The organism is Rhodococcus sp. BP-349 (assembly GCF_019835845.1).
Taxonomy (GTDB): Bacteria; Actinomycetota; Actinomycetes; order Mycobacteriales; family Mycobacteriaceae; genus Rhodococcoides.
Genome location: NZ_JABUDR010000002.1, coordinates 1,054,892 through 1,066,775, shown reverse-complemented (window position 1 = coordinate 1,066,775; position 11,884 = coordinate 1,054,892). Strand labels below are relative to the sequence as shown.

General features: G+C 62.9%; 7 protein-coding genes. All 7 read right to left on the bottom strand.

What is annotated here, in order from left to right; translation table 11 throughout:
• Positions 1-140 precede the first annotated feature (140 nt).
• The 7 genes from HQ325_RS22855 to HQ325_RS15305 all read right to left on the bottom strand — a co-directional run bounded on the left by HQ325_RS22855 (position 141) and on the right by HQ325_RS15305 (position 11,870).
• Positions 141-1,778, bottom strand: coding sequence for a DEAD/DEAH box helicase (locus HQ325_RS22855; RefSeq protein WP_222630682.1), 1,638 nt, complete (start codon positions 1,776-1,778; stop codon positions 141-143).
• Positions 1,775-6,655 (bottom strand): AAA domain-containing protein, encoded by a 4,881-nt coding sequence (locus HQ325_RS15330; protein WP_222630680.1) that lies wholly within the window; start codon positions 6,653-6,655, stop codon positions 1,775-1,777. The genes HQ325_RS22855 and HQ325_RS15330 overlap by 4 nt, the downstream gene beginning before the upstream one ends.
• 141 nt (positions 6,656-6,796) lie before the next feature.
• Entirely contained in the window at positions 6,797-7,876 is a 1,080-nt protein-coding gene (locus HQ325_RS15325; RefSeq protein WP_222630678.1) for a protein kinase, read from the bottom strand.
• A 269-nt stretch (positions 7,877-8,145) separates the two neighbouring features.
• The gene (locus HQ325_RS22850) at positions 8,146-10,056 is read right to left on the bottom strand and encodes an AAA family ATPase (protein ID WP_222630675.1); all 1,911 of its coding nucleotides are present in this window, start codon (positions 10,054-10,056) and stop codon (positions 8,146-8,148) included.
• 55 nt (positions 10,057-10,111) lie between these two features.
• Positions 10,112-10,489, bottom strand: coding sequence for a PH domain-containing protein (locus tag HQ325_RS15315; protein ID WP_222630673.1), 378 nt, complete (start codon positions 10,487-10,489; stop codon positions 10,112-10,114).
• Between the two features lie 94 nt (positions 10,490-10,583).
• Positions 10,584-11,219 (bottom strand): VWA domain-containing protein, encoded by a 636-nt coding sequence (locus HQ325_RS15310; protein ID WP_222630671.1) that lies wholly within the window; start codon positions 11,217-11,219, stop codon positions 10,584-10,586.
• A 39-nt stretch (positions 11,220-11,258) separates the two neighbouring features.
• Complete coding sequence (locus tag HQ325_RS15305; RefSeq protein ID WP_222630670.1) at positions 11,259-11,870, bottom strand: DUF4352 domain-containing protein; 612 nt, start codon at positions 11,868-11,870, stop codon at positions 11,259-11,261.
• Positions 11,871-11,884 lie beyond the last annotated feature (14 nt).

The window sequence follows — 11,884 nt, the reverse complement described above, 5'->3', positions numbered from 1 at the left end:
GCGCGCGCTTCCGAATTTTCGATTGCTGTGCCCGACCGGCGACGTAGCAATGCGTGCCGGACCCGTCAGCGCCTGCTCGACAGCGACGTCAACACCGAACTATCCACCTTATCGGGCTGGTGTGCGATGAGTCATTGGCGTCACGTCGGTGCCAGCCCTTCCAGCCCTCTTATGGCCGCCTGACGGATGGCGATGACGTCAGGGGGATCAACACCCGCACTCGTCGCAATGTCTTCTATGAGACTGGGAGGTGTACCGCCCAGGCCGAACAGGTCGACAACAACTCGAGCCTGTATCGGTGGCAGGGTGGCGGCATATCGCAGCATCGCGTCCACGCCACCCTGGACATCGTCGAAAGGCGACGCTGAGAGCACGTGCTGTTGCGAAGAGGCGAGACGCAGCGGCGTCTGTTCCTCCTCTGCGGGTTCTACGGACGCGGGCGAATAGTCGGAGGGGCGACGCTGTTCCCTCGGCGTCGTGATCGGCTGAGCCAACCAACCAATGAGCGTGCCTGCAGCATCGGACAACGGAACATCGACCTGCTCTTCAGCAACGTCCAGAAGCTGATCCAAGAACGCCTCATGAGCACCCAACGCGGGGTCTTCCATGGTGCCGGGCACGTACAGGATGACGAACGCTGCCGCGCGGTCGCCTGGCTTAGGGCGCAGAACGCGCCCCATCCGCTGGATCATCTGGCGACGGGAGCTACTGCTTGCGATGATGACCCCGACATCGACGGATGGAACGTCGATGCCCTCGTCCAACACTCGCGGAGCCACGAGATTGGTCAGCGCGCCGGCCCGGAACTGCTGCAACACGCGCGTCCTCGCCAGCCGATCGAGCCCGCTCGAGTACGCACTCGACTTCACACCCTTGTCACGGAGGGCGGCCGCACCAGCTTCCGCAGACAATTTCGTCTCGGAGAACACGATGGAACGATCCGACTGTGCCAGCGCCGGCGCCAACGCGGCGAGAGCGTCGAGCTTCCCTCTGCAGTCCGCGAGCAACGACCGCCTTTTGCTGAAGGCAGACATGTAGCGGCTCGCCAGTCGGCCCTCAGGTAGCTCCCGCTGCTCTGCCAACACAGTGACGTCCTTCATGAACGCCCCGAACGGTGCAGCGGCGCAGCCGTACTTGCTGATGAGATTCTTACGGGCTTCGCGAGCGATCGCGTCGTGCTCGTCGAATTCCTGACGTTCCTGCGTGGTGAAGTCGATGGCGACGGTCATGACGCGGACCGGAGCAAGGACGTTGTCCCGCCGGCCCCGAGCGAAGTCACACCCGGCGATCCTCGACTCGAAGTACGGGAGGATGTATGTGTCGACGCCCTCGTCCTGGCGCTCCAGCGTCGCGGTCAATCCGAGGCGGTGATCGAACCGGTCACTGAACACACGAGCAAATCCGTCCGTGCCATAGCGGTGCACTTCGTCGGCGATAAGCAAAGCTCCCGGACGTGGTTGCGGAGCACCCCTCACGATTGCCGAATGGATAGTGCTGATCAGGATGCTGCTGTGCCTGAAGTCGTCCTTGTGGCCGTTACCCCGTCGGCCCACCGAGACAGAAGGGAGCAGCTGCTTAGTTTCTGTGAACCACTGTTCGAGAAGGTCGATCGTCGGAACCACCACGAGAATCTGCTGTTGCATACTCCGCGCAGCGACCATCGCGGCGATTCCGACACGCGTCTTGCCCGTCCCCGTGACCGCCTCGACGATGCCGCGGTGCCCAGCGGCTCGCCATGCGTCGAAGGCCTCGACTTGCCATTCTCGAAGTTGCGTCACGCTGCATCCTCCGGTCGAACCCACTCTGCGACGCCGTCGCGCCGTTGGCGCCGCACCAACTTCCCAGAACGCTGAAGCTCACCCAACAGCTGAGTCGCCACGACCGGTGTCAAACCAGTGACCAACGCACATCGTCGGACAGTCAGCGGAGCACCCGGCCGCGCAGCAGCCACTGCAATGACACGCCCTGTCGCCATCGACGCAGCAGGCAGTGCTGCCAACCTCGCCTGGATCTCCGGTGAGAGGGTCTCGATCCCGGTCGCGGACGTCACTGGGACAGCGGGGGCTGCCGCTGGTGTGTCCACGCGTTTCGGAATCACGGTGGACGAAGGACGCGGCGCAGCCGGGCGAGGCTGAACAGAAGGCGTCGCACTTGATCGTCGGGACGACCCGTAGCGCGAATCGACACGGATCACGGTCGACCCGTCAAACCGCGGGGGCCGTGTTTCGCCGGGTTCGAGCTCAGTCGCCGGCATCCGGCTCGATCGCGTGTCCGCGACGACCGGCGGAGGCAGGGGAGCCACGTCGGTCAGCACGGAAGGAGCCAACGCGACGAGCAGTTTTTCCTCTGGACCGTCGTCGTCCTCGTCGGCCGCTGTGAGGGTGACAGGATGCCAGTCGCCCGTCTTGCGCTCCTGGTCGATGGTGACCTCGCCCGGAAGGATGCCCAGCGCGTCGAGCGCTTCGATCACTGGTGCGACTGCGGTCCCGGGGTCCGCGAAAAGATCGGAAGCGCGGAGGCGTACGAAGTTCCATCCAGCGCGGCGCAGATCAGCTTCGCGATCGAAGCGAACAGCCACGGCATCGACGGACTGGTCGCGGTCGTCATCGCACTCCACCGCCAGCCGAGTGTCGACACCGGTGACCACAAGATCGAGCTCAAGGTCGTTGATCTCGACGGACGGATTCACGTGGTAGCCACGGTCTCGCAGGATCATGAACAGGCGCTGCGCGGTCATCGACGCGAAGGAAGAATGTGGTGTATGCGCGTCGGATACATCGGGCATCTGCGGCACAGGAACGGCAGGCAATGCATGCACGTAAGTGAGAAGCGAGGCTCGTAGATCGGCCGGCGACAGCTCCTCGACCCTCACGGAATGGAACAGCCACATCTGATCTCGCGCTCGACTCGCCGCCACGTTGAAGCTGCGTTGCCAGCGAGCACTGGTAAGTGCGTTCGTGACCGACGTCGGTGCCACGACCATGGATACGAACACGACATCGCGTTCGTCGCCTTGGAAATCGGAGGGTGTTCCCACGCGGAGTCGCAGCTCGTCCCGCTGCTCCGCAGGAATCTTCTCGGCAAGGCGCGCCCGAATGAACTCTGCGTGCGCTTGGCTCTGCAGGACCATGACGCCGAAAGTTCTGCCTTCGTAGTCTGTGTCGGCTACGCATGTACACAGGGCCTCGACGAGGCTCTCTGCCTCGGCCTCGTTTACGAGCGTGGTGCCGGATCCCCTGGTGGCGGCACCCGCCACGAACGTGGAGCGCAACGGTTTGAGTCGATCAGCGCCGAACTGCCGCACCGGCACCAACGGGGTGTCGCGATAGAACTGAGTGGACGACCACTCGATAATCTCCGGCATGCACCGAAAATGCTCGCGGAGCCGCACTCGCTGCGGATACCGGCTGCGTAGCAGGGAGAACAAACTCGATCCCGGTCCGAAGTTGTTCCGCACGTGCATCAAAAGATCCGGGAGGTAGGTGTCCAGTCGTGCGAGAACCCTCTCCTCGCTCTCCTGCGGGATCAGGTTGGGAGCGCACTGGCGGTCGTCCCCAACCACGATGACTCGCGGGGCAAGCCACATGAGGAACAGGCTGCTCGGCTCTGCCTGGCTGGCCTCGTCGACGATCACCACATCGAAGCTGTCCTGCACGGGCGGGATGGTCGACAGCACCTCGCCGATCGGCATGATCCACGCCGGTACAGCACTCTGAGCTTCGTGCATCGCTGTTCGAGCTGCGGCCCGGTATCGCTGGGATCGTCTGTTTCGTCCATCGCCGATATGACCGACGCTGTCCTGGTAGGTACGGAGCGCCTGCATCTCCCGGGTAGTCATGCGCTGTAAGCACGCACGCCATGCAGACTCTGCAGCAAGCGTTGCGGTCAACGCTGACAGGTCGCCGTCTGCAGCATCGAAATCGTCGTCGAGGTTCGGAGCCGTGGGGCGGGTGAGTCGTTGCTCGACCTGCTGACGAGCCCAACGCCACGCCCACGCATCGTTGAAAGTGGCTGCCAGCGCAGGCCAGTCGGTCGTGCGGTCCTCGACAAGTTGGGTGCTGAGGCTGGGAGCCTCCAGGTCCAGTCGCGAGAGGAGCGCGTCGAGGGCGGACTGTTCATGGTGCTCGCCCAGCGCGTGCTCATAAGCGACGACCGCGTCATCGAAGGCTGCCCGGTCAGCAAGGCGAAGGGCGTCGGAAACCTGCAGCGCCTCAGGACTGTCGGCTCCGCCGGTCGCTGCCTCGAAGTCGCTTGCGTGCGCGATCAACCGTTCCGCGACGTGCTCATTCTCCGCTGACGTGACGACCGCCGCGAGGTCATGGATCAACGATTGAACATCGTCGATCGACAGGAGACGAATACGTCCGTCCAACGCGGATTCGAGCGACGCGATCGCAGACGTGACGGCCCTGACGTCGATGAGCCGGTCCCACACCCCTTGCATCTGCTCCAACCGCTGTCGGCGGTCGTGTGCAGGCGGCAATTCGATTCCCAGTTCGAACAGGGTCGACCGGGCGTCGTCGAGCAGCAGGGCGAATTGCAGGTGGTCGGCAACTGCTCGGTAGTCGGTAGCAGTGCGCGGCACGTTGCCGTCGACGGTGACTTCCACACCCAGTTCAGCTACGGCTGTGAGCTCTCGTGGTGTCCGGAGGCGCCGGAGACCACGTCCTCCGGCGAGTGCTTGTGCAGCGAGGTCGTATGCCTCGAACACGCGTCGACTGGCGTCTCCGACGGAAATCGCCGCAGAACCCAGACGTCGGTCCAGATCTCGGGCCCGCTCCACAAGCTGCGGCAGTTCGCTCGCCTTGTCCCAGCCAGCACTGAGCCGTCCTGACAACGTCTTCTGGAGCATTCGTTGTGAGTCGCCATCGAGAGCCGTTGCCTTGCCGAGGATCCGCCGAGCCACTGCAGCATGCTGCCGCGCATCCGTCGGTCGTACATCGGCAAGATGTGCCGGCACCGATGCCTGACTCGACTGCTCGAGAAGGCGTCTGATGGCCGCCGCTGGAGGAAGGACGTCGCCCAACCGCGGAAGGGTGTGCTGCCTGCGGTCCACTTCGTGCACTTCACTGCTCACGAGCAACGTTGCAAGCGAGAGAAATTCAGTTTCAGTGATCGGTGGCGCCTCAGAGTAGACCGGACCCGGAACCCAGCTGAGGTGTTCAGTGCCCTCCAGTTTCTGCAGAATGCCTACCAGGGTTCCGGTGTATCGATGCCCGAAGTGATGATGTTCCGCCTCCGCTCGACGTGCGGAGACGGCTGACTGCTTGATGACATGGCGCCGCTGGTACGCACCGTGCCGGAGTCGGGTCAGATCCGAGATGCGACGATCGGCGTCGCCGAGTTCGAACTTCTCGAGCCGGTCGGCGATGACGGACACGCTGTGGTCGAGCTCCGCGGAACCACCTTTCGCGAGGTCGGTCACCGAGACGCAAAGGTCTTGCAGCTCAGCGGGGAGCTTGTCCCGGAGAACGCGCAATGCCTGCGCCTTCTCGCTCGTGACGAGAACCCTTTTGCCCTGGGCCAACATCGCCGACATCAAATTCGCGATGGTGTGAGTTTTACCGGTTCCGGGAGGGCCCTCGACGACCACACCGGTGTCGAGGGCAAGTTTCTCCATGATGCTGCCTTGTGCGCGGTTGACCGCGAGCGGGAACAGGACTTCTGCGGGCGCTTCGTCGGGTTTCCTGGACAGCCAATCCAACCGATCCGTCGAGTCGATGCTCTCGACCAGTTGCTGCAGTCCCAGCGGCACCGGAGCTCCGGTGTCCATCGCTGCGATCATCGCGTCGAAGTAGGAGATCAGCGCGAAGCCCGAACGTGGCCGCAAGAGCAGCGCCGGAGCTTCCCTGACGGTTCCCCTACGGATGGCGGGCGGCATGTCCGACGCGCTGACATATCTGAGTCCGCCCACGGCCCTGGCAGCCCACTCGCTCAGCACATCAGAGACCTCTGGCGACAGCGGCGTCGATGCCGTCTCAGTCAGTTTGGACAGAAGCCGATCGGACTGAGAGATGTCCAGACCGTGCAGTCCAGCGAAGATCTGCTTGTCCTCGAGTCGAGCACTGCTGCCGAGTGTGGCGCGGACGAGAAGGTCACCGGTCTCGTCCTCCCGCATGATCTTCACGGGCTGCGTCACCAGATGCGTGTCGATCGCGGATCCGCCGACATCCACCGCCAGCAGGCCGGACGCCAGGACCACCTCGACCGTTTCGGGTTGCTCGAGAATATCCTCCCTCATCCGGTCCACTGACAAGTAGAGAGCTGCGAAAGGACGGATACGAGAGTCTTCCTCCGCCCAACGCGACCATTCGGCAAGCCACTCATGCGCCGCTTCACGATGTTCGCGAGGGATTGCTGGGTCCACGACAGGACGCTTGCGCGCGTCTTCAAGCGTTCCATTGACCCACGCGCTCCACGTCGGCGACGGCGCTGGCGCAGTTTCGACACTCACCCGCGGAACCCGAACCGCCGTCTGCCCCGGCGCGGCGTTCGTGTCGATCTCCAGCGCGCGGCCCGGACGGTACAACCACTCGAGCCTAGTGTCCGGCCCGTACGCGCGAACAGGCTTGGAGCGCGCCGCCACAGTCTCCCGCAGGAACCCCAGAAGCCGACGCACCCGCGCACGCACCTCGGCATCGCCACTGTCGACCACTGCACTCCTCTTCACCATGCGACGAAGTGCCAATCTAACCGGAGGATCCGACAAACAGGTCAGGTGGTCCGTTGGTCTCCGCGGACCCTGCCCCTCCAGGTGTCACGCGAGGTCTCGGGTGCTCACGACGATGAGCCGCACCTAGCTCAAGGCGCGGACCAGCTGCCCGCCTGAAACGATGTGTATTTTCTGTCCGGTTCGCCTGCGCTCGCGGACTGCGAATAATTTCCGGCCTTCTGTCTCACCGAGCACATTTCGCACAGTGCCGCGTATCAACAGGGAGGTCTCGTTTGTCACAGTTTCCTGGACACGAGCGCCTGCGCGCATAAGGCCGCCGATCGCATCTTTTCGAGTCATCCCGTCTATCCGACCTGTCAGGACCACGTGTTGGTTCGCCAGGCGGGAGGGGAATCGGCCCGGTGCCATAGTGTCTCGGCCCAGCGTGTTCAGGGCATGGGCGGCTTCTCGCGCCGATTGATAGCGACGCGCCTTCGGCGACGTCGTGTGCCAAATCCAGCACATAAGGTCGTCAGCAATCTGCGAATGCCTCAATCCTGCAAGGTCGTCTGTTTGCCAGACTGTTCCGGTGAGGAGGGTGGCCGTAAGCAGACCGACTTGAAACACATCCACAGCAGGTCCCCAAAGGAATCCGTCACCGACGTCTCGCGGACTGAACGCCGGAGTCCAAGCGTCCACCTCGCTACGCTGCACACCCAGAGTCATCTTGGATATCCCGAAATCACCCAGCACGAGGGCCCCGTTGCGGACATAGACGTTGCTCGGCTTAATGTCTCGGTGCGTGATTCCTGCCTCGTGCATCTTGGCAAGTAGTATGAGTAGAGCTGAAATCCGCGAGCGCACACGAGACTCGCTCCAAAGTGGTCCATCGCTATCCTCCACACGGTCCGCGACCGTTCCCTCGCTCATGAGCTCGGAAACGAGCACGTAGCCGATGCGAGACTTACCGACCGGGTGCGCGAAGGAGTCGAGAACGCGGACGACTCCCCGCTCTCGCGCAAGAAGCTCGCCGTAGAATGCCTCACCGTGCCAATCGCGTGGCGTCGAGCATACTTTGACTGCTACGGCTTGCTGATCCTCGGCACCAAACAAGCGGTGCGCTAGGTACACCCGACCAAAGCCTCCAGCGCCTATCTCGCGGACAATTCGGTAGCGTTGCCCCTCCGCGTTCGCAAGCACGGTCCGAGGCTTCAATTCACTCATCTCGCTATTCGACCAGAGGTTCACCAACCCGGTGACGCATCCGGACATCGGATGTCTGACATTTCGTTCGCCACGACGACCACTCACGCGAAACGGTTGCGACTAGATTGCTAAGAACCCGCTTCGCCGGGGTCCATCGAGTACCCGTCGCGGTTCGACGTCCGCCGGCACGGTTCCGTATGCGGCATCTTCTGGCTCGATCAGGGCGGACGCCGCTCGCGAGGAGCGCAAACGGAGGCAAGCAACCAGGTATGGCAGCTACTAGTCGTTCAGCGCATCTCCAACCTTGTCGGGAGCGGCTTGGCGTGCAAGACGACAAGCTTCTTATTCGCACGCGTAAGCGAAGTGTAGAGCGGTCCTGATCTACCGAGATTGCGCCGGAAGTCCGCCGGCTCCAAAACCACTACCGCGTCGAATTCCAGACCACGTGCGGAATCAGCGTCATGAACCTCGACTCGGTTCTGCCGGTGGCACCAGGTTGCATCTCGGACCGGCGTCCACCCCCGGGCCTGTAGACGACTGTGGGCACCAGTCCGGTCATGAGCGATGATTGCCACGGTTCCGTCTGGGTAGCGGTCGACCAGTTGCTCGATCAGACGTACCAGCGTTCGACCTACCTCCGCGGACCGCGTCTGCACGATCTCTGGAGCGGGACCATCCGCCCTCAATGCTGCATTCCGCCTCGACTCTCGTGGCAGTAGTCGGGCGGCGTAGTCCAGGATCGGCTGGGTCGAACGATAACCGCGATGCACGTCAGCCCGTGTCTCCCCGCCTGCCTCGACCTCGAGGATGTCCATGACCGATTCCCAGCTGGCAGGTGTGTGGTCAGATCGCCGTTGGTTCAGGTCGCCCAGGAGTGTGTACTGGCGCGTCTCGTTCAACAAGTGAACGAAGAACCATTCGAGCGCTGTCAGATCTTGGGCCTCGTCAACGATGATGTGTTCGATATTCGCGTAGGCGGGATCGGGATCGACTGACCATTGCAAGATCGCGAGAAGAGGGAGGTAGGCACGCGTCGTGGCAGCCCTGGCGAACGACGGCAACTGCCTCAAATAGCGCGTCCACTCCGCAAAATCTCGATTACGCTCGGATACTAGACCCCGTCGCAGCTGCTCAAACGCGTGCTTCGCTGTCACGTGTTCCCCGTGAGCGTTACGGGCCCTGGTCACCGCCGCCTGCGCGAACCTACCCAACTCGAAATCAGCATCACGCCAGCACCGAGTAGGTGACCCCGACGGCTCCGTCCGCAATCCGGCGATTTCCTGCATCAAACCCGGTAAGGCTTGAATTCGAATGCGTTCCCCACTATCGGCAAGCGAAGACACCGCTGAGGCGACGTGGGAAACGTAACCTCTTGTCGGCCCGAGGAGAAGGACGTTGCCGTCCATCGAATTCTCGGGTGGGGTATCACGGCTGACCACATAGGCGGCGCGGTGAACCGCGATCACGGTTTTGCCACACCCAGGCGGCCCTTCGATAAGCGTCGTGTGCATCGCCGGCGCTGTCACCAGGTCGTATTGCTCGCGCTGCAGGGTCGCCAGGTGCGAGGCCAGAACTGTCGATTTCGGTGCAGTCACACTCGCGTGTAGCGCAGCCGGGTTGCGTATCTCGTTGTCCTCAACACGTACCGTGGGATTGGCGCCCAGGCCGGAGTCACGACTTCGCCGCGGGGACACATCCGGCATGCGGCTCGCACTGAAGCTGCGCTCTAGACGAGATCTGAATCGTGACCCACCTGCGAAATCCTGATCAAGCCCCGAGAGCCGGTGCCCACTGACATCGTCAACGTAGCCTGACACGACTCCATCGTGATACAGCAAGGTCCGCACTCCCGCGACGGTGCTGCACAGGTCGTGATGCTGACGGCCCCCGAAGAATGCGCAGGCGATCGGCGCTGTCCAATTGAAGACTTCGACGTCACCTAATGCGGCATGGGCTCCGCCGACGTAGAAATACCTGCGTCCGTTCAACACATCCTGGTCTGCCTTGAACAGCTCTACTCGACCCAGCAACACGGCGTCGCTCAGCCGCTGTTGCTGCGGTAGGCCGGTGCCGGTCCACAAACCATTGCGCGGACCGGCGTACCGCACCGCCTCCGACGATCGCTCGGTCAATTCGCGCTGATACTCCGCGTAGACACGACGGAGCGCGTGCAGCTCGTGTTGTTCCCCGTGGTTCACCTGAACTCCGTCGACCTTCGTTCCAACCGTTCTCGGATAGAGCCTTGAGTGGGTTTCACACTGCGACGAAGTGCGACAGGATCCCCTGCACCTCGTAGATGTCGACCGACTTGTTGAATTGCTTCTCGATGGGTGCCGGGTTGCCAGAGATCCAGATCTTGAGCTCGGCGTCCAAATCGAACGTTCCCGCAGTCTCCACGGAGAAGTGGGTGATCGCGCGGTAGAGGACGCTGTGGTACTCCACCTTCCGACCGGTGATGCCCTGCTTGTCCACCATAATGAGACGACGGTTGGTGAATAGGAACGCGTCTCGGATCAACAGGTACGCAGCGTGAATCTGTTCTCCGTTGCCGAGCAGCCGGCCGTACTCGGCATGAGCTGCCTGCGGATCGATACGTCCAGCATTGCCCATCATGCCATCGAACAGTCCCATGATCCATTCCTTCGATCTCGCCAGCCTCAGAGTCTCGGACGGTACCGGATAACGCTTGCGTCGAACGGCATTCGGCGCACAAGCGGCTGAACACCTACCGCCCCGCCCTCCGACGATCCCCCTCCGAGAACCCATCCACCTGCTGCATCCCGTAGGCGCGCTTCCGATCCTGATAGTCCACCACTGCCGAGAACGCTGCGCTCACACCCACCGACGAGGCGTCGTAGGTCAGCGACTTGTCGGCCTTGAAGCCCATCTGCGAACCGGTGTCCACCGCGTCCATGTTGGCGCCCAGGAACACGAAGTCCCACCCGTACTGCGATTCCTGCTGCTCGATCAGCTCGCGAACCGCCTGGTTCGACCACTCCCGACTCGAGTTCTCCTGCCCGTCGGTCATCACCAGCACGGTGACCGATCCCGGCCGTTCTTCCTCGGGCAAGGCCGCAAGCGACGAGCCGATCTCGGTGACGAACTTCCCCACCGCGTCGTACAACGCCGTCATCCCGCGGGGTACCAGGTACAGCGGAGGGACTCGGTCGATCGGTGTCGAGTCGTAGACCATCGCGTACTGGTCATCGAACTGCGCCAGCGTCACGACGGTTGTGCCGTCGTGACCACGCTCGGCGTCGATGAAGGCGTCGAAGCCACCGCGGGTGTCGTCGGCGATGGACGACATCGAACCGGAACGGTCGAGTAGGGCTGCAACCAGGGACAAAGAAGCATCTGGCATGGGAACTCCTGAGATGGGGACGGATAGGTGAACTGACGATCAGGCGACGGAGACGGTGACTCCGCCGGAGAACAAAGAGTCATGAAGCTCGATCTCCGACGGTGCGGTGCCCGCCGGCACGTCGTAGACGAGTGTCGCCACGAGTGAGTTGCCCGGATTGATCTGCGAGAATCCGAGATTCGGGTCATTGGTCACCGTCGCGAGCGTGTCGGTCGAGTACTCGCGCCCCTGCCCGTCGAGCAGCTTCTGCGACGACGTGTCGAACAGCTGCTGCTCGTTGCCGATGTTCGCGACATTCAGGGTGACCAGCACGTACTCGCCCTGCGGCGTCTGCGACGTGTACTGATCCCCCACACTGGCGACGCCACGCTCGACGTTCTGCACGACGAACTCGAACTTGCCGTCCCTCACCGCGGCACCGATTCCCGGTGCCGACTCTTCGGCCGGCGCACTGCTGCCCTGCGTTGCGGCCTGCGAGGAGGACGTGGTGCCGCTCGTCGACGAGTCCTGTCCTCCGCTCGCCAGATTGACGCCGACCGCGATTACGACGACCGCACCGATCGCCGTGAGGATCTTGTGCCGCAGGAACCAGTTCTTCGTGGACGGCGGCTGCTGTGGCTGCGCGTACGGGTTCTGGGGAGGCTGAGTCATGGCGAGTCCTTTCG

What these genes read in the sequence shown, in the direction of transcription:
- HQ325_RS15310 (WP_222630671.1), bottom strand. Translation starts at nt 11,219, where the DNA reads ATGCCAGATGCTTCTTTGTCCCTGGTTGCAGCCCTACTCGACCGTTCC.
- HQ325_RS15305 (WP_222630670.1), bottom strand. Translation starts at nt 11,870, where the DNA reads ATGACTCAGCCTCCCCAGAACCCGTACGCGCAGCCACAGCAGCCGCCG.
- HQ325_RS15325 (WP_222630678.1), bottom strand. Translation starts at nt 7,876, where the DNA reads ATGAGTGAATTGAAGCCTCGGACCGTGCTTGCGAACGCGGAGGGGCAA.
- HQ325_RS15315 (WP_222630673.1), bottom strand. Translation starts at nt 10,489, where the DNA reads ATGGGACTGTTCGATGGCATGATGGGCAATGCTGGACGTATCGATCCG.